Raw genomic sequence first — 18,055 nt, 5'->3', positions numbered from 1 at the left:
TGTTTACTTTTTAGCTTTAGTATAAAAAATCTCTAACTTCATCTTCTTATTGTCCTGTGTAGTATTAGCTCCATGAAGTACAACTCCTAATGGACAGCTAACAGCGTAAGCAGGCACAACATTCACGTTAGTAGGTTCGTTGTTTATTTCGTTTTTCAATTTTTGATTAGTGTATCCTCCTACAGCAAAATTATTTGCAACAGTCAACGCTAATTTAGGGCTCACATCATTTTTACTTTTCAGAAGACCTCTAATGTGGTCAGTGATTTTGAACTTATAGTAATACCCTTCTTTATTATTCTCTTTGTCCTCTTTTACGAAGATACCATTATACCCTTGTTTAATATACTGAGATGTACTTACAGCATCATTTGCAAAGTCTGACAGTGCAATACTATTATCATAATCATATAAGAATAGACGCTCAGGAATAGGTTGCCCTTGCATACGTTCCTTATCCACATAGATAGTTAAATATGCTTCATTCAATAATGCATCTTTCTCCTTAAGAGCTTTTAACTCTTCAAGATTATTAGATTTTAGAAAATCAATAACTGCTAAGCTACCTTGTCCTCCTTTTAGATAAAGACTTTGATCACCTTGAACTTTATTCGCGTTGCTTAGCTCTGATTGATACGTTCCATCCATAAGTGTACTAAACATATTCACACTGAATTTCTTAGTCCCTACAGTATTACCACTTAAGGCAAGAGTGATTTCTTTTCTTTCGCGTGTAGTCTCTTCTTTCCCATCCTCACCTGTTGTCTTCTTATCAACTTTGAATATAACTACTATTTTACCTTTAGCAATATCTAATAGTCCAGCAGCACCTTTACTTCCGTTTCCTTCAGTTTTAAAATACAGTCCTTTAAACAACTCACTGAATCCATTAGTCTCTGATAACTTAGTTTTATTATCATTAATGAATTTTTCAAAGTATTGCTTATCTAGGTCTAACCACATCCCAGGGATAAGACGTTCTTTTATTTCATTATCTCCTGTATTTGGATCTTTAAGTGGATTACCCTTTTCATCTGTTTTATAGATAACAATTTCTCTATTTGCAAAGACAAAATTAGTATTCTGAGAAGATAGTCCTGAAGTGTTTAACTGTGTATTAATCTTGTTCTTATCGATTAAAGCAGCTGTCTGGTCAGTATAATATTTTGATGCAGAACCATCTGTTAAGTCCACATCCATTAGGTGATAGTTATTCTGATATACTTTTAAGTCTAGAGATCCCTCACCGTATACGTTCTTAAGTTTATAGTAATTAACTTTATCGTCAACTTTATCAAATTGAGAAAAGTATGGTATATACACATATACAGAGTCTACCTTTACATTTTCGCCAATATCTCCTACAGTTGATGTAGCATTAGCTAACTGAACAACTAAATCACTACTAGTAGCACCAAACAATCCATTGTCTAAATACCCAAAAGGGACTTCTCCTAATCTACTTCCATCTACTGCACCATAAGCTTGGTTATAAGCTTTTATATCCTTTACGTTATACGATTCGATATCGAAGTTTCCTCCTCCTATTATATCGCTTCCCGTTTCTGTAAAATCACTTTCACAAGCTTGTAAGGCCATAAAGCCTAATACAAGAGATATTCCTTTTAATATATTCTTTTGGTTCATCTAGTCAATCCAATCTATTTGGGTTATTACTATTCTATTCTGATATAGTTATTAAAAAAACTTCTGATAAAATTCAGTATAAGCTTTAGCAAACTCATCTTTAGCTACGAAAGGTAAAAAAGGTTTTTCAGAAGACTCTATAAATTTTGTTAAATTTGAACTTACCTCTTCTGAAGCAACGATAACACCATCCGAATTCTTGATAGCATTAATCATTATATTCTCATAAGTAGGATTCTCGAAGTCATTCACTACGTCTTCTGGCAAGCCATCGAATGCAATCTTTTCTTTCATAGTAGCATCTAAAACACCACTAAAGCCTTCACCAAAAATAGAAGTAACTACTTTTGTATCTGAGAAAATAGCTTCGTCTTTATAATAATGTTTTAAATAAGTTGGTAACAATGATGCCATCCAACCTTGTACATGTATAACATCAGGAACCCAGTTAAGTTTCTTAACGGTTTCGATTACACCCTTTGTAAAGAAGATAGCTCTTTCATCATTATCAGGATATAGTGTTCCATCCTCATCTGAGAAAGTAGATTTTCTTTTAAAATACTCGTCATTATCTATAAAGTAAACTTGGATACGCTCTTTCGGGATAGAAGCTACCTTAATGATTAATGGCATATCCATATCATTTACGACTAGATTCATACCTGACAATCTAATAACTTCGTGTAATTGATGTCTTCTTTCATTTATGCTACCGTATCTAGGCATAAAAATTCTTATCTGTCCTCCTTGATCGTTAATCATTTTTGGAGCATCATAAGACATTAATGAAACTTCATTTTCTGCTAAATAAGGTACCACTTCAGATGATACATATAATATCCTCTTTTCTTTCATCTTCAATTATAATTTCTGTGTTTGAAACAAATAAACATTGCAAATTTACAAAAATTTATGCAGTTATTTTCTAAATAACTAATTTTGCCATTATTTTAAACACGAAGCTAATGTTTCTTTTTAGTACAAAAGCCGAATTACAAGCGTATTTAAAACCATTTCGCGACGCTAATAAGGCAATTGGTCTTGTACCAACAATGGGGGCCATACACAATGGGCACCTTTCATTAATGGAACAATCATTAAATGAAAATGAATGTACTGTAGTCAGTATTTTCGTTAATCCTACGCAATTTAACAATGCGGAGGATTTAGAAAAATACCCTCGTACTTTAGAAAGAGATCAGGAGATTATAAAGTCTCTTTCTGAACAAATTGTAATATTTGCACCGTCTGTTGATGAGATTTACGGTGGAAATACTGTAGCCCAATCATTTGATTTTGATGGACTAGAAAACGAAATGGAAGGTGCTTCGCGCCCTGGCCATTTTGATGGAGTAGGAACTATCGTGAGTAAACTTTTTGAGCTTGTTACGCCTAACAAAGCTTATTTTGGAGAAAAAGATTTCCAACAATTGCAGATCATCCGCAAGATGGTAGACAAACTTCATATACCTGTACAGGTTATCGGAGTGCCTATCTTCAGAGCTACGGACGGATTAGCCATGAGCTCTCGTAATGAACGAGTATCTACAGAAGGATTAAAAAAATCAACTTTCTTATATCAAGTACTGTTGAAAGCCAAGGATTTATTCAAAAGTGAAAGTATTTCTAAAGTTAACGCTTTTGTTGAGAATGAATTTAAAAATAATCCTAACTTTGAACTCGAATACTTCACTATAGCCGAAGAGGAAACTCTAAAAACAGCCACATCTAAAGATGAAGGTCGTAGATACAGAGGCTTCTTAGTAGCTCATATTGAAGGCATTCGACTAATTGACAATATATCTTTTAACTAAAACTCACGCGAAATGCAAGTTGAAGTAGTAAAATCAAAAATTCACCGTGTAACTGTAACTGGAGCAGACCTACACTACATCGGAAGTATTACGATTGACGAAGTTTTAATGGAAGCTTCTAACATCATAGAAGGAGAAAAAGTTTCGATTGTTAATATTAACAATGGAGAACGTTTTGAAACTTATGCTATCCCTGGCCCTCGTAACAGTGGAGAAATCTGCTTAAATGGTCCTGCTGCACGTAAAGTACACAAAGGGGATATCATTATCATTATTACTTATGGAATTATGGATTTCGAAGAAGCGAAGACATTCAAGCCTTCTATCGTGTTCCCTAATGAAGAGACCAACACCTTAACATAGCCTCTTATTGAAAAAAAATATCAGTAAATTATTGAATATATTACTCCCACTTGCGTTGGGAGTTTTTTTGGTTTATTACGCCTATAATCAATTTACTGAAGATCAGATAGAGGAGATGAAATCTCAGTTTAGAGATGCTAATTATAATTACATTATCATCTCCTCTTTCTTTTCTATTTTAAGTCTATGGGCACGTGCTTATAGATGGAAGTATGCCTTGCGTTATATGGGATATCCTGTATCCACTTTCACTAACTTTATGGCTATCTCTATCGGTTATCTTCTAAACCTAACGGTTCCTAGATCAGGAGAAGTATCTAGAGCAATCGTATTACAAAAATATGAGAAAGTCCCTTTTGACAAAGGCTTTGGATCTATCGTTTCAGAACGCATCATTGACCTTGTCTGTTTATTGCTTTGCGTATTTTTAGCCCTAATTTTACAGTATGAAGTACTAAAAGACTTCTTATTAGCCAAGGTTCCAGTAGAGAAACTTAGTATATTAGCCATCATCGCTGTGATTGGGCTAATAGCTACTATCGCCCTGTTCTATTACAGTAAATGGAAAGTGATTCTATTTATTAAAAATAAAATCAAAGGACTTACAGAGGGAGTCAGTAGCATTTTTAAGATGCCTTATAAAGTTGGCTTCTTATTTCACACTTTTCTTATTTGGTTTGGTTATATCGCCACATTCTACTTCGGTACACATGCCATAGAAGCCACTAGTTCGCTCAGCATACCTATCGTTATGTCAGCCTTTGTAGCAGGTAGTTTTGCTGTATCTTTTACCAATGGCGGGTTTGGAGCATTTCCCTTGATTATTGCAGAACTATTATCTATCTATAGCATCTCCACTGTTGCAGGAACAGCCTTTGGATGGATATTATGGACTACTCAGACAGCAATTGTGGTCATATTTGGAGCACTATCATTTTTAGTATTACCCCTGTACTATAACCAAAAGAAGAACTAATCTCACACTACCTCATCATAAAAAAAGTACCTATCTAAAAAATTAGACAGGCACTCTTTAATAGTACAAACCAGTAAATTGGTATAATGACGGTATAAACAGCGCTATCAGTTATAAATCATTATCTCTTTATAGGTTACTTTGTGGGGATCTGTTTTGTTGTTTTAATATTGTGCTATCAAGTAATTGATCATATCTGTAGTTGTCACTATTCCTTGTAGTACATTATCCTTATCTACTACCGGAAGAGAGTGAAACTGTTGTTTAGAGAAGATCTCTGCCACATCTTTGATATTAGTATCATCCATCACCACGATTGGGTTCTTCGTCATTACATCTTCTAACTTATAAGCGTCATAAATAGCGTCTAATGCACTTTGGTCTAAATCATTTGCACCATATCCTATTTTTAGGATATCGTTGCTACTGATGATTCCCACTACATTCTCTGCTTCTATAACAGGGATATGTCTAATATTATATTCTACTAATAACTGATTTACTTCACTTAACTTTTTATTCGTTGGCACAGCTATAAGTGCTTTAGACATAATCTGAGATACTGGTACTCTTTGTTTCATAGTGCTATAGTGTTTTATTGTTCTAATACAAAGATTGCACTTACATATCTCATAATACATGATAAAAAGCAGGTTTTACTAAATAATAATGTCGTAATTTATATAGCATAATCGTATTTTTAGAATACATTATTCACCATTAGTGAATATATCATATCCCAAAAATTCTTCAATCCCTTGCCAATACTCAAAAAATGAAAATTGTGATAATTTATCTCAAATCAGTTTATCCAAAAACCTGATTTTTACCTAAATTGCTTCATAATTAACCACTTAAACAATATATCTATGGCAACAACGAACACTTATCTAACCTTCGATGGCAATTGTGAAGAAGCATTTAATTTTTATAAATCTGTATTTGGAGGAGAATATACTTACCTCGTTAGATTCGATAGTATCCCCGATAGTCCAGAATTTGTAGTATCCGAAGAAGACAAAAACAAAATCATGCACGTCTCACTTCCTATCGGCAAGTCTATACTAATGGGTAGTGATACTTCATCTGCCGATCCAACACCTGTAGTACAAGGGAACAATTTCTCTATATCAATATCTACAGATAGCCAAGCAGAAGCTGATGATCTATTCGTTAAGATAGCAGCAGGAGGCACGGTAATTATGCCGATAGAAGACATGTTTTGGGGTGACTATTTCGGAATGGTATTAGACAAATTTGGCATCCAATGGATGGTCAACTTCAGTAAAAACGCGCAGTACTAATGCAATCTTTAACTAGGACTACACCTTATCAATACTAACCTTCTATTGGGATTTTTTTTTTAATTACCCCAGCTCATAGAAGACTAGCCTACAATATAACTAACTATTGTTATCCAGCATTGCTGTTGTAGACACTACACAACTATCAATCCCCTAATAAGCAGATTTATAAGGGGATTTTCTTTTTATCCCCCTTAGACACCTTATATCATCCTCTAGTCAACTGAGACCAAGCATATCGCTCTTTTTATTGCTGATTTTTAATTCATTTTTTAGATGCTCAGCTTGTGATAGAAAAGTAGTAGCATAGTGGTCGCATACTTTTTGCCTTTTTTTATGCGATCACTATCCAATCACTATGCGACCACTATGCGATCACTTCTGTAAAAAGAACAAAATATACTAGCTCTAGCATATAGTAAGCAATTATTAATTGTTTTAAAAATTTGGAAGTAAAGAGATAATAAGTTTTATATCAATAAAATACAAAACAAAGAAAAGGTCATGTCCTAGAATACGAACAGATAAAAGAATACATGTATGTAACACCCCTCAAGACACAAATGAGAGAGATATCAAATAAAAAAGCCAGTCATAAGACTGGCTTTTGTTTTGCTCCCCCTCTTGGGCTCGAACCAAGGACCCTCTGATTAACAGTCAGATGCTCTAACCAACTGAGCTAAGGAGGAAGGTTATATTTTACCTTTATTGCACTGCAAATATATACATTTTTAATCAAATATCTCAATGTTTATAGGCTTTTTGAGCATTTTATGTCAAAAAAAATTAGCCTATAATTAAAACTATCTGATTATGAGATAGAAGTAGTATTACTTTTTTTTAAAAAAAATAACGCTACTGATTCTAAATACTACTTATCACTCTTTTTATAGCTTATAAAAAGCCTCTAACGTAATCTCAGCACAAATTGATTAGACTATTCTGATATCGCTAAAAAATTCAGGTGCTAAATCTAATTAAAAAGTATACTAATAGTAGACAGTAAAAATATAAATAGATTCAAAATAAAAAAGCCAGTCATAAGACTGGCTTTTGTTTTGCTCCCCCTCTTGGGCTCGAACCAAGGACCCTCTGATTAACAGTCAGATGCTCTAACCAACTGAGCTAAGGAGGAAGGTTATATTTTACCTTTATTGCGGTGCAAATATATAACGATTTTTAGTATCTGCAAATAATTAATTTAAAAAAATAAAACTTTTTTATTCTTCACTTTTTAAGGTGGGAAGCCCCAGTTTATAACGGTTTGCTATTAAGCGTATTACAAATACAGATGCAGCACAGAATATTTGTGAAAAAATGATACCCACACTGAAATAATCTAGCAAATAGTATATCATCACCCCGAATATACAGGTCAGTGCATACCACTCTTGTTTAAAAATAGCTGGAATCTCATTAATCATGATATCTCTAACGATACCTCCTACTACTCCTGTAATAGTAGCCATAATCACTACTACCCAAAACGGATACCCCAGAGACATGGTCTTCTCTGTACCTACAACAACAAATAAGCCTAGACCTATACTGTCAAACCATAAGAAGGTATTGTTTAGATGCACTAATTGTTTTCTAAAGACTACCACAAAGAATAATGCTAGTACAGTACACCATACATACACACTATTCAACATCCAGAATGGCGTAACTCCCAGTAGTAAATCACGTAGAGTACCACCACCTGTAGCAGTGACAAATCCTACTACTAAAGCACCAAACCAATCTAGGCTCTTCGCTGATGCCATACGAATACCTGAAATAGCAAATGCACAAGTCCCGAAGAACTCAATAATGTCTACAAAGTGTATTGTAGTCCAAAAATCAATAAATTTATCTAGCATAACACGACAATATATGTATAAAAACCGCCTTATTTAATTACCACTGACTTCTTATTTACGAATGATAATAATCCTTCTTCTGCCATTTCTCTTCCTATTCCAGAGAACTTATTCCCCCCGAATGGTACTCTAGGATCAGAGATTACCATCTCGTTTATAAATACAGCTCCTTCGTCGAACTCGTGAACCTTAGATTTTAAGAATTCTACATCTTTACTAAACATCGCTACACCTAGTCCGAAGCGAGAATCGTTACTCATCTCTACTGCTTCATCGAATGTATCATATCCTACGATAACCGCTAGTGGTCCAAAAGTCTCTAGCTTAAATGCAGGCATATCTGATGTGACATCTGTAATCACAGTTGGCTCGAACTTCGCTCCATCGCGCTTACCGCCTACTACTATCTTCGCTCCCATCTGTACAGAATCATTCATAATAGTCTCTAGTTCTATCGCTAAATCTTCTCTAGCCATCAATCCGATACCTGTATTATGATCCATTAAATCACCGAATTTAATCTCTCTAACTGCTGCTACAAACTTATCTGTAAATTCTTTAATAATAGCATTGTGGATCAAAAATCGCTTTCCTGCTATACAGCTCTGCCCAGTATTCTGAAATCTAGCATTGATAGCCGTGGGAATAAGAGCGTCTATATCCACATCTTCTCTTACGATAAAGGCATTACTTCCTCCTAATTCTAATACAGTAGGTTTAATTAATTCTCCTGCTTTCTTCCCTACAGAACTACCTGCTGACTCACTCCCCGTAAGAGATACCCCCTTGATAATAGGTGATTCTATGATCGCATCTACTTCTCTACCTGGTACAGTTATATTAAAGTACACTTGCTCATACCCCTCTACTCTAAAGCAGTCTTCTAATGCCTTGGCACTAAGAGGTACATTACTTGCATGCTTCACGACTACAGTATTACCCGCTAATAAAGTCGGAATAGCAAATCTAAACACTTGCCAGAAAGGGAAATTCCAAGGCATCACTCCTAAAATGACACCTAAAGGATCATTCACCGTATAAGTCTCTGTCCAGTCTGTCTGTATAGTTCTCCCTTTTAGAATCTCTTCACCATGCTCTATATAATAATCTATTAACCTCACACTCTTCTCTGCTTCAGCTACAGCTTGCTTAATAGGTTTATGCATATCCAATGTCATACATTTTCCATACTCCTCTACATTAGTAAGTAGGTTCTGCTTAACTTTCTGAAGATAAGCTACTCTATCACTCACTTTAAGTTTCTTCCAATTTAGAAATGCATTGTTTGCATTGTCTAAAATATCTGTTACTACTTTGTCCATAGTTTGAATGTTTACATTTTCTCTAAAATTAATAATTGTTTTACAATCCTCCTTCAGCATCGAGATAAAATTTGACAACTCGGTTAAAATAACTAAATTAGTATCATCCTAAAATGAAATGACCATGAGTAGAAATCAACTAATTTTTCTAATCGGCATCGCATTATTTGCCCTGTCATTTACCTTGTTTTACTTAAATGTAATAGGCGCTCAGTTAGCTTACTTTGTGCTTCTGATATCTTTTGTTATGATCATTAGCCCATTAGTGATCTATCTATTTAATAAGTTAAACTAAAGTTTTACTTTTGTCAAAAAAAACAAAGATGGATAAAAATGTAAAGTTATTGCTCTTAGGGGCTTTCCTTTTTATAATCACTATAGTACTTCGTTCTATGACAGCTATCAGTAGTAGCGTTATCTTAGCATTAGCTATAATATCGCTAGTCATCGTAGTAGTACCACTGTATAAACTAGTCTTTAAAAAACTACGCAAATAAATAAGGGCTGTCTCTTTTTGCAATGAGACAGCCCTTCTTCAGAATATTTAAAAGTTTATTTCTTTAATTCTCTTGTCAAGTTTTCTAACATTACTTCTGTCATAGAAGATAAGTCATACTTATGATTCCATCCCCAGTCTTGCTGTGCAGAAGTATCATCTATACTCGCTGGCCAGCTATCAGCGATAGCCTGTCTAAAGTCTGGATTATACTCTATCGTAAAGTCAGGGATATGCTTCGTAATCTCAGCTGCTATCTCTTCTGGCGTGAATGAGATACCTCCTAAATTATAAGAAGAACGAATCTTCACATCTTCTTTCTTCGCTTGCATAATACCTACAGTTGCATTCAGTGCGTCTTCCATATACATCATCGGAAGAGCTGATCCCTCAGATAAGAAACAGTTATAGTGCTTATCCTCGATCGCCTTATAGAAAATGTCTACTGCGTAGTCTGTAGTACCACCACCTGGAGGTGTAGTCCAAGAGATTAACCCAGGGTAACGGATACTGCGTACATCTACTCCAAATTTGTTATAGTAGTACTCACACCAGCGCTCTCCTGTCTGCTTAGAAATACCATACACTGTACTTGGCTCCATCACAGTGTACTGAGGTGTGTTATGTCTAGGTGTAGTAGGTCCAAAAACAGCTATTGATGATGGCCAGAATATCTTTTTAATTTTACCTTCTTTAGCAAGGTTTAATACGTGGAACAACGAGTTCATATTTAAATCCCAAGCAAAAGCTGGGTTTTTCTCTGCAGTTGCTGATAACAATGCAGCCATTAAATAAACTTCCTCTACTTGATGTTTTTCTATAACTGCCGCAACAGCGTCAAACTCCATAGCATTTAATGTCTCGAAAGGTCCAGAACTCATAAGAGCTTCATTTCCTTCTCTAATATCAGAAGCGATAACATTCTCACTTCCATAAACATCTCTTAATTTAAGCGTTAGCTCAGAACCTATCTGTCCGCAAGCTCCGATTATAAGAATTTTGGTTCCCATTGTTTGTGTATTTAAAAAGTACACAAATATAGTTTAAGTCCCTTTACAAATCAATTTTCATCATCAACATTCCAATAACTTTATAACTTATATAACAATCTGACAATCTAAGTGGTATAAAATAGCACAGAACTTTGTAAATTTGACCTCTAAAACTTAAGAACAATGAAAAGCAATTTATATATACTTTTACCTCTTTTATTCTTAGTATCTATCATATCATTCTCATGTAAAGACGAGGAGAAATTTGTGAAAGAACAAGAATTAAAAATAGCGCAACACAATGATAGTGTGTATGACTATCTAACGAAGAACTGGAATCTACGTGTTCCTGCAGCTTCTGCAGAGTTAGGCGTTATCCTAAAAGACTGGAAGCCTTGGCAAGAGTTTGTGCAAGAGGTAAGTTTAAAACCTGTATCTACTATAGGTGCTTTTCAGAAGAGAGCTAATAGACTATCAGAATTGCTGCAAAGCCTTACTTATCAACAGTATCCTAAAGAATTAGATTTGCCGGATATCAAATCTAGAATGGCACTGTTACAAACTTCTCTAAATAACTTAAATATGTTCTTAGAAGTGACGCCGATAAGTATAGAAAAGTTGGATCAAAATCTGAAACATACCAACACTGCGCTAAGATTACTTCTAGCTCAGATGGATGAAAACATTGTCAAAGCAAAATTACCACAAGAAGAAGGTGAAGCTGAAATGCTAGAGGCTATTAACGAAGAAAGAAGGGCTAATCCAACACCAGAAAACGAATAGAGCATGGATATTAAACAACGCTTTCAAGAGTCTTCAAAAACAAAACAACTCCTCCAAGACCTACAGTCTAGAGGTAATAAAATATATCTAAAAGGATTAATAGGTTCGGCTATCTCATTTCAGATAGAAGCCTTATTCCGAGAAGCTGATGCTCCTTTTCTATTAATCTTTAATGATAAAGAAGAAGCTGCTTATTACCTAAACGATTTAGAAACACTAGTAAATAAAACTGATGTTCTCTTTTATCCAGGTTCTTATAGAAAGCCTTATCAGATAGAAGAAACGGATAATGCTAATGTACTACTACGCGCAGAGGTACTGAATAGGATTAGTTCTCGTAAGAAGCCAGCTATCATTGTATCTTATACAGAGGCTATATTCGAAAAAGTGGTTACTAAAAAGGTATTAGAAAAGAATACACTTAAAGTACAACAAGGAGATAAACTATCTATAGACTATATCAATGAGGTTTTGTTTGAATACAATTTTAAACGAGTTGATTTCGTAGCTGAACCGGGAGAGTTCTCTGTAAGAGGAGGGATTATAGACGTATTCTCTTTCTCTAATGACAATCCGTATCGTATAGAGTTCTTTGGAGACGAAATAGATAGTATCCGTACCTTCGACGTAGAAACTCAGTTATCTGTAGATAAACAAAAGAAAATCACTATCATTCCCAACGTAGAGAACAAGTTCTCTGCAGAGGTAAGAGAAAGTTTCTTAGACTATATCTCTGAGAAGACTATTGTACTAACGCAGCATACTGCTATGACAGTAGAACAGCTAGATCGTCAATTCGATAGGGCTGTAGATACCTTCTCTAAGCTAAATAAAGATTTAAAGCACAAGGAACCAAAAGATATGTTCTTAGACGGACAATCTTTCTTACATAAGTTAGCGCTATTTACGCTACTGGAGTTAAATGATACCAAACTGATGGATGTCAATAAGACAGTTGAGTTTCACATCAAACCTCAGCCTTCGTTTAACAAACAGTTTGACTTACTAGCTCGTAACCTGAATGACAATACAGACAATGGGTTCTATAACTACCTATTCTGCTCTAATGAGAATCAGGCTAAGCGTTTCAAAGATATATTTGAATCTCTTAAAGAAGATGACAATCACAAGGTAGTACAATCGTTCAAGACGATCGTGATGCCAATCTTCGAAGGGTTTATCGATGAGGAGAAGCAAATCGTCTGTTATACTGACCATCAAATCTTCGAACGCTATCACAAGTTTAGTATCAAGAATGGGTATACTAAAAAGCAAACGATCACACTAAAAGAGCTAAACTCTCTTTCGGTAGGTGATTACGTAACGCACATAGATCATGGTATCGGTAAGTTCGGAGGGTTACAAAAAATACAAGTAGAAGGAAAAACACAAGAGGCTATCAAGCTAGTATATGCTGATAATGATATCGTCTATGTAAGTATTCACTCTCTACACAAAATATCAAAATACAATGGTAAAGATGGGGCTGTACCTAAGATCCATAAATTAGGTTCGGCTGCATGGAAAACCTTGAAGAATAAAACAAAGGCTCGTGTAAAGCACATTGCCTTTAACCTTATTCAACTATATGCAAAACGCCGTTTACAGAAAGGGTTCCAATGTGCTCCTGATAGCTATTTACAACATGAGCTAGAAAGTTCGTTTATCTATGAAGACACTCCTGATCAGTTAAAAGCGACACAAGAGGTAAAGGCGGATATGGAACAAGAAAGACCAATGGATCGCTTGGTATGTGGGGATGTAGGCTTCGGGAAGACTGAAGTAGCTATTAGAGCAACCTTTAAAATGGTCGATAATGGCAAACAAGTAGCTGTACTAGTCCCTACGACTATCCTAGCCTTCCAGCATTATCAGACTTTCACAGAACGTCTAAAAGATATGCCTGTACGCGTGTCTTATATCAACAGGTTTAGAACTGCTAAACAAAAAGCAGAGATACTTAAAGACCTAGAAGCTGGAAAGATAGATATCCTTATCGGTACACATCAGTTAGTGAATAAAGGCATTGTGTTTAAAGACCTAGGGTTATTAATTATAGATGAAGAACAAAAATTCGGAGTAGCTGTAAAAGATAAGTTGAAAACGATATCAGAGAATGTAGATACGCTGACACTTACTGCTACACCTATCCCACGTACACTACAGTTCTCTCTGATGGCAGCACGTGACTTATCTGTGATAAGTACTCCGCCTCCTAATAGATATCCTATCGAGACGAATGTGGTAGGATTTAATGAAGAGGTGATTAGAGATGCTGTGTCTTATGAGATAGAGCGAGGTGGTCAGGTCTACTTCATCAATAATCGTATAGAAAATATTAGAGAAGTAGCAGGTATGATACAACGTCTAGTCCCTGATGCTAAAGTGGGTATCGGCCATGGTCAGATGGATGGTAAAAAGCTAGAAGAACTAATGCTTGCGTTTATGAATGGGGAGTTCGATGTACTCGTTGCTACTACCATTATCGAGAGTGGATTAGATGTACCTAATGCCAATACCATATTAATTAATAACGCTAATAACTTCGGGCTATCTGACTTACATCAGATGAGAGGTCGTGTAGGTCGAAGTAATAAAAAAGCATTCTGTTACTTTATTTGTCCTCCTTATTCTGTTATGACAGAAGAAGCGAGAAAGAGAATACAGGCACTAGAACAGTTTAGCGACTTAGGTAGTGGTCTAAACATCGCTATGAAAGACTTAGAGATCAGAGGGGCTGGTGATATCTTAGGAGGTGAACAGAGTGGTTTCATCAATGAAATAGGATTCGAGACGTATCAAAAGATCATGCAAGAGGCTATCGAAGAACTTAAGGCAAACGAGTTTAAAGACCTATACGAAGAAGAGAATAAAGAAGAAAATAAGGTATTCGTAAAAGATACTCAGATAGATACTGACTTCGAAATATTGTTCCCTGATGAGTATATCAATAATATCACAGAGCGACTAAACTTGTATAACGAACTGAGCTTGATAACAAATGAAGAAGTCTTGCAACAGTATGAACAACGATTAATAGACCGATTCGGCGCACTGCCACGTCAGGCTATTGCTTTATTAAATAGCTTGCGCATCAAATGGCATGCTGCTAATATGGGAATAGAAAAGATCGTGATGAAACAAGGAAAGATGATTTGTTACTTCTTAGGGGATCAACAGTCAGACTTCTATCAATCTGCTAAGTTTAGAAAGGTACTAATCTTTGTTCAACACCGTTCTAATATCTGTGAAATGAAAGAGAAACAGACAAAGAATGGATTAAGGCTCTTACTTACTTTTAAAAATGTAAAGTCTATCAAACAAGGTTTAGAATACATTGAACTTTTAGATTCAGCTGAAGCTTAACATAAACTTATAACGCCTGATATTGTATTAATATCAGGCGTTTCTATATAATCTATAATCAAAATCGAATAGAAGCATTTACAGTCATTAATCTTATTCTGATACAATAAGTTACTGTACACAGCTAATTCTCTCTTTAATAAAAGAAAAAGGAGCTTTGCACTAATGTGCAAAGCTCCTTTAGTATATAATTTAAAACTTACTATTAATAACCGAATAAGTCTTCTAGGCTAAGTTCTTTTACTTTACCCATTTTCTTAACAGCTTCCCAATCTAAGTTCTCTTTCTTACCTAATAATCCTACGTTGAAAGTTTTTCCTTTTACGTATTTATCGAAATAGTTAACTAAGTCAGTCATCTGCATATTTTGTACTTGAGAGTAGATATCTTTATTAATATCATAGTCAATACCTTTCTCTTTTAAGCTTAACCAGTAAGAGAATATCTGTGCTTTAGTATAACGTTGTGTAGCGATATTCTTAAGAACAGTATTCTTAGCATTTTGGAATTGGCTTTCTCCTTGAGGCATAGCATTCATTAATTCCATCATTGCTTCTACAGCTTGTGGTAATTTATTCGCTTGTGTACCTACATAAGCCATTACATAGTTATGTTTATCTGCTTTTGCAGCATTCATATAGTATGCATAAGCTGAGTATGCTAATGATTTAGACTCGCGAATTTCTTGGAATACCACTGAAGCCATTCCTCCTCCAAAGTAGTTATTAAATACAGAACTAGTCGCTAATAAGTCTTTATTAAACTTACCTTCTCTTGCTCTATACGTAATCTCAGCTTGAACCATATCATAAGGAGCAAAGTACAATGTTCCGTCAGTAGCTGGTTCTGGATATACTTTAGCAGCAGGTATTTTCTTACCTTTCCCTAAGTTATGGTGCTCTACGATTGCTTTCTTCGCTGTTTCTTTATCATTACCATAGTAGAAAACATCATTATTATAATCGAAAAAGTTATGAATTAATCCAACTAATTCTGTTGGTTTAATAGTCTTTAATTCATTCTCACTTAAGATGTCTTTAAAACGGCTTAACTCTCCATTAGAAACGATATAACTATTCAATGCTCTTTGAATTCCTCCCTTGCTTGATTTAGCATCTAAACGTCCTTTTAGTATCTGATCTACCATATTAGCATAAGCAGTATCATCTGCCTTAGCATCTGTTACTAAGTGTTCTAATAATTTGATACCTGCAGGGATGTTTTCTTTCAGTCCTTTTACAGTGATATAAGTCTTATCTGTACCTGTACTAATACCATAAGAAATACCTAACTTATAGAACTCTTTCTTAATATCAGCAGCAGAGTATTTACTAGTTCCTAAATAATCTAAATAACTGATAGCCAAAGATAATTTATTGTCGTTATCAGAACCTATCTCTGTAATATAAGTTACAGTTGCTAAATCATTAGTCGTATTGTTAATAGAATATAATTGGCTATTTCCTTTACCGATTTTTTCTTTTTGAATAGCGCTATTGAAATCAACAAATACAGGAGCAATTTCTTCAACTTCTATTCCTTTTAAACGTTTATAGAATTCTGATTCGCTATCTCTATTGATGTCGATAGGTGTAATACCAGGATTCTCTACACGTACTAAGTCTTTATTCTCTCCTTGACGTTTATAAATAACAACATAATTATCTTTATAATTTGCGTTCACGAAGTCGATTAACTCTTGCTTAGTCACTTTAGACATGCGCTCTAAATCAGAAACAGCCTGTTCCCAAGTACGCCCATGAATAAACGCTTCATACATTTCTGTAGCCATTGCATCATTACTTTCTAAAGCTTCCATAGAGTTTTTACGGAATTCATTGACAACTGCGTTTAATAACCACTCATCAAATTCGCCTTTTTTAAGCTTCTCTATTTGAGCTAGTAATAGATCTTTAACTTCCTCAACAGTTTGTCCTTCATTAGGCATACCAGTCAATTGGTGTACAGAATAGTCTTTCATTACCATAGGAGAACTAGCTGCATACAACGCTTTTTGTTGTTGATTTACATCTAGATCTATAATACCTGCCTGGCCATTGCTTAACAACATATCGATCAAGTTAAGATAAATAGCATCTTTTGTCTTAACTCCTCCTAAACGGAAACCTATTTCTACACGCTCTGCTTGTGGGCTATAAATGTCCTTAACTTGTATCTTAGTTAGAGGTGCTTCTTGAGCAATATATTCTTTAGGTTGATTCGCTTTCTTCATTGAACCGAAGTAAGCGTTAACTAACTTAATCGTAGGCTCAAACTCTAAATCACCAACTAATACAACAGCTATATTATTTGGTACATAATATTCATTAAAGTAATTATTAATAGCTACCATAGAAGGGTTCTTCAAGTGATCTGAAGTACCTATCGTAGTCTGAGTTCCGTAGTGTGTAGTTGGGAATAACAACTTCATCATTGCTTCATGTGAAGCCCAATAGTCATTATCCTGTCCTCTATTAAACTCTTCATATACTGCTTCTAATTCTGTGTGGAATAAACGCAATACTAGTTCTGAGAAACGCTCACTCTCTATCAATAAGAATTTCTCTAACTCATTAGAAGGAATTACGTTCTTATAAACTGTTTCATCAAACCAAGTATGAGCATTCGTTCCAGTAGCACCGATAGAAGCAACAGCTTTATCATACTCATTTGCAACAGCGTACTGAGATGCAACTTTAGAGATTTCATCTATTTTTTTATAAATAGCTTTCTTTTTCTCTACGTCTTTCTCAGCTTTATGTTGCTCATATAGATCAGAGATCTGTTTAATTAGCTCTTTTTCCTTAGCCCAATTAACAGTTCCCAATTTAGAAGTTCCTTTAAACACCATATGCTCAAGATAATGAGCTAGTCCTGTACTATCCTCTGGATCATTATTAGATCCTGTACGAACAGGAATATACGTTTGTATACGTGGTTCATCATGGTTCTGAGCTAAATATACTTTTAACCCATTTCCTAAAGTATACACTCTTGCCTTAGCTGGATCATTCTCTACATATTCGTAAGTGAATCCATTAGCATCTTTTGTAGTAACAGTTTTATACTGCGCATGCATTGAAGCACTTACAGAGAAAATAAAACCGAACAGTAAATACCTTTTTTTCAT

15 protein-coding genes and 2 tRNA genes are annotated in these 18,055 nt (G+C 34.9%); 8 read left to right on the top strand and 9 right to left on the bottom strand.

Annotated features, from left to right (window positions below):
- Positions 1–3 precede the first annotated feature (3 nt).
- Together E0Z07_RS05830 and E0Z07_RS05825 are read right to left on the bottom strand one after the other, a co-directional pair.
- On the bottom strand, positions 4–1,647 hold the full coding sequence (locus E0Z07_RS05830) for a DUF4270 domain-containing protein (protein ID WP_131540454.1): 1,644 nt from the start codon (positions 1,645–1,647) through the stop codon (positions 4–6).
- A 51-nt stretch (positions 1,648–1,698) separates the two neighbouring features.
- The gene (locus tag E0Z07_RS05825) at positions 1,699–2,502 is read right to left on the bottom strand and encodes a glycogen/starch synthase (protein WP_131540453.1); all 804 of its coding nucleotides are present in this window, start codon (positions 2,500–2,502) and stop codon (positions 1,699–1,701) included.
- A 110-nt stretch (positions 2,503–2,612) separates the two neighbouring features.
- Between E0Z07_RS05825 and panC the strand changes: the two genes are divergently transcribed.
- From panC to E0Z07_RS05810, 3 genes are read left to right on the top strand one after another with little or no spacing between them, the layout of a single operon-like run.
- The gene (gene panC / locus E0Z07_RS05820) at positions 2,613–3,461 is read left to right on the top strand and encodes a pantoate--beta-alanine ligase (RefSeq protein WP_131540452.1); all 849 of its coding nucleotides are present in this window, start codon (positions 2,613–2,615) and stop codon (positions 3,459–3,461) included.
- A gap of 12 nt (positions 3,462–3,473) precedes the next feature.
- Complete coding sequence (panD, locus tag E0Z07_RS05815) at positions 3,474–3,824, top strand: aspartate 1-decarboxylase (RefSeq protein WP_006257788.1); 351 nt, start codon at positions 3,474–3,476, stop codon at positions 3,822–3,824.
- A 7-nt stretch (positions 3,825–3,831) separates the two neighbouring features.
- Positions 3,832–4,800, top strand: coding sequence for a lysylphosphatidylglycerol synthase transmembrane domain-containing protein (locus E0Z07_RS05810; RefSeq protein ID WP_131540451.1), 969 nt, complete (start codon positions 3,832–3,834; stop codon positions 4,798–4,800).
- A gap of 164 nt (positions 4,801–4,964) precedes the next feature.
- Here the strand turns inward: E0Z07_RS05810 and E0Z07_RS05805 are convergent, their stop codons facing one another.
- Positions 4,965–5,381, bottom strand: coding sequence for a CBS domain-containing protein (locus tag E0Z07_RS05805; protein ID WP_006257790.1), 417 nt, complete (start codon positions 5,379–5,381; stop codon positions 4,965–4,967).
- Between the two features lie 288 nt (positions 5,382–5,669).
- Here E0Z07_RS05805 and E0Z07_RS05800 point away from each other — a divergent pair, with 288 nt between their 5' ends.
- Complete coding sequence (locus tag E0Z07_RS05800) at positions 5,670–6,104, top strand: VOC family protein (protein WP_131540450.1); 435 nt, start codon at positions 5,670–5,672, stop codon at positions 6,102–6,104.
- Positions 6,105–6,719: 615 nt separating this feature from the next.
- Here E0Z07_RS05800 and E0Z07_RS05795 read toward each other — a convergent pair.
- From E0Z07_RS05795 to E0Z07_RS05780, 4 genes are all read right to left on the bottom strand, one after another.
- Positions 6,720–6,793, bottom strand: a tRNA-Asn gene (locus tag E0Z07_RS05795).
- A 372-nt stretch (positions 6,794–7,165) separates the two neighbouring features.
- Positions 7,166–7,239, bottom strand: a tRNA-Asn gene (locus tag E0Z07_RS05790).
- Between the two features lie 85 nt (positions 7,240–7,324).
- Complete coding sequence (locus tag E0Z07_RS05785; protein WP_131540449.1) at positions 7,325–7,966, bottom strand: trimeric intracellular cation channel family protein; 642 nt, start codon at positions 7,964–7,966, stop codon at positions 7,325–7,327.
- A 29-nt stretch (positions 7,967–7,995) separates the two neighbouring features.
- On the bottom strand, positions 7,996–9,288 hold the full coding sequence (locus E0Z07_RS05780; protein ID WP_131540448.1) for an aldehyde dehydrogenase family protein: 1,293 nt from the start codon (positions 9,286–9,288) through the stop codon (positions 7,996–7,998).
- A gap of 124 nt (positions 9,289–9,412) precedes the next feature.
- Between E0Z07_RS05780 and E0Z07_RS18000 the strand changes: the two genes are divergently transcribed.
- Positions 9,413–9,583: a hypothetical protein gene (locus E0Z07_RS18000; RefSeq protein WP_165868443.1), complete on the top strand. Its 171-nt coding sequence runs from the start codon at positions 9,413–9,415 to the stop codon at positions 9,581–9,583.
- A gap of 28 nt (positions 9,584–9,611) precedes the next feature.
- A complete protein-coding gene (locus tag E0Z07_RS17995) occupies positions 9,612–9,785 on the top strand; it encodes a hypothetical protein (RefSeq protein ID WP_006257795.1) in 174 nt (57 codons plus the stop codon).
- 55 nt (positions 9,786–9,840) lie between these two features.
- Here the strand turns inward: E0Z07_RS17995 and E0Z07_RS05775 are convergent, their stop codons facing one another.
- Positions 9,841–10,794, bottom strand: a complete 954-nt coding sequence (locus E0Z07_RS05775) for an NAD-dependent epimerase/dehydratase family protein (protein ID WP_073143943.1) — start codon at positions 10,792–10,794, stop codon at positions 9,841–9,843.
- Between the two features lie 165 nt (positions 10,795–10,959).
- On the opposite strand from E0Z07_RS05775, the gene E0Z07_RS05770 reads away from it, so the two are divergent.
- Positions 10,960–11,559 carry a hypothetical protein gene (locus E0Z07_RS05770; RefSeq protein WP_131540447.1) on the top strand — a complete coding sequence of 200 codons (600 nt, stop codon included), beginning with the start codon at positions 10,960–10,962 and terminating at the stop codon, positions 11,557–11,559.
- Positions 11,560–11,562: 3 nt separating this feature from the next.
- Entirely contained in the window at positions 11,563–14,925 is a 3,363-nt protein-coding gene (gene mfd / locus E0Z07_RS05765; RefSeq protein ID WP_131540446.1) for a transcription-repair coupling factor, read from the top strand.
- Positions 14,926–15,130: 205 nt separating this feature from the next.
- Here mfd and E0Z07_RS05760 read toward each other — a convergent pair whose 3' ends face one another.
- The gene (locus E0Z07_RS05760) at positions 15,131–18,055 is read right to left on the bottom strand and encodes a M16 family metallopeptidase (protein WP_131540445.1); all 2,925 of its coding nucleotides are present in this window, start codon (positions 18,053–18,055) and stop codon (positions 15,131–15,133) included.

Origin of the sequence: Myroides odoratimimus, from assembly GCF_004337635.1 — a bacterium.
Classification (GTDB): Bacteria; Bacteroidota; Bacteroidia; order Flavobacteriales; family Flavobacteriaceae; genus Flavobacterium; species Flavobacterium odoratimimum.
Note: the sequence above shows the minus strand (reverse complement) of the source record. Positions and strands in the feature narration are given on the sequence as shown.

Excerpts from the sequence above, each read along its gene's own strand:
- E0Z07_RS17995 (WP_006257795.1), top strand. The coding sequence starts at position 9,612 with ATGGATAAAAATGTAAAGTTATTGCTCTTAGGGGCTTTCCTTTTTATA.
- E0Z07_RS05825 (WP_131540453.1), bottom strand. The coding sequence starts at position 2,502 with ATGAAAGAAAAGAGGATATTATATGTATCATCTGAAGTGGTACCTTAT.
- E0Z07_RS05760 (WP_131540445.1), bottom strand. The coding sequence starts at position 18,055 with ATGAAAAAAAGGTATTTACTGTTCGGTTTTATTTTCTCTGTAAGTGCT.
- panD (WP_006257788.1), top strand. The coding sequence starts at position 3,474 with ATGCAAGTTGAAGTAGTAAAATCAAAAATTCACCGTGTAACTGTAACT.
- E0Z07_RS05780 (WP_131540448.1), bottom strand. The coding sequence starts at position 9,288 with ATGGACAAAGTAGTAACAGATATTTTAGACAATGCAAACAATGCATTT.
- E0Z07_RS18000 (WP_165868443.1), top strand. The coding sequence starts at position 9,413 with ATGAGTAGAAATCAACTAATTTTTCTAATCGGCATCGCATTATTTGCC.
- E0Z07_RS05830 (WP_131540454.1), bottom strand. The coding sequence starts at position 1,647 with ATGAACCAAAAGAATATATTAAAAGGAATATCTCTTGTATTAGGCTTT.
- E0Z07_RS05805 (WP_006257790.1), bottom strand. The coding sequence starts at position 5,381 with ATGAAACAAAGAGTACCAGTATCTCAGATTATGTCTAAAGCACTTATA.
- E0Z07_RS05770 (WP_131540447.1), top strand. The coding sequence starts at position 10,960 with ATGAAAAGCAATTTATATATACTTTTACCTCTTTTATTCTTAGTATCT.
- panC (WP_131540452.1), top strand. The coding sequence starts at position 2,613 with ATGTTTCTTTTTAGTACAAAAGCCGAATTACAAGCGTATTTAAAACCA.
- E0Z07_RS05775 (WP_073143943.1), bottom strand. The coding sequence starts at position 10,794 with ATGGGAACCAAAATTCTTATAATCGGAGCTTGCGGACAGATAGGTTCT.
- E0Z07_RS05800 (WP_131540450.1), top strand. The coding sequence starts at position 5,670 with ATGGCAACAACGAACACTTATCTAACCTTCGATGGCAATTGTGAAGAA.
- mfd (WP_131540446.1), top strand. The coding sequence starts at position 11,563 with ATGGATATTAAACAACGCTTTCAAGAGTCTTCAAAAACAAAACAACTC.
- E0Z07_RS05785 (WP_131540449.1), bottom strand. The coding sequence starts at position 7,966 with ATGCTAGATAAATTTATTGATTTTTGGACTACAATACACTTTGTAGAC.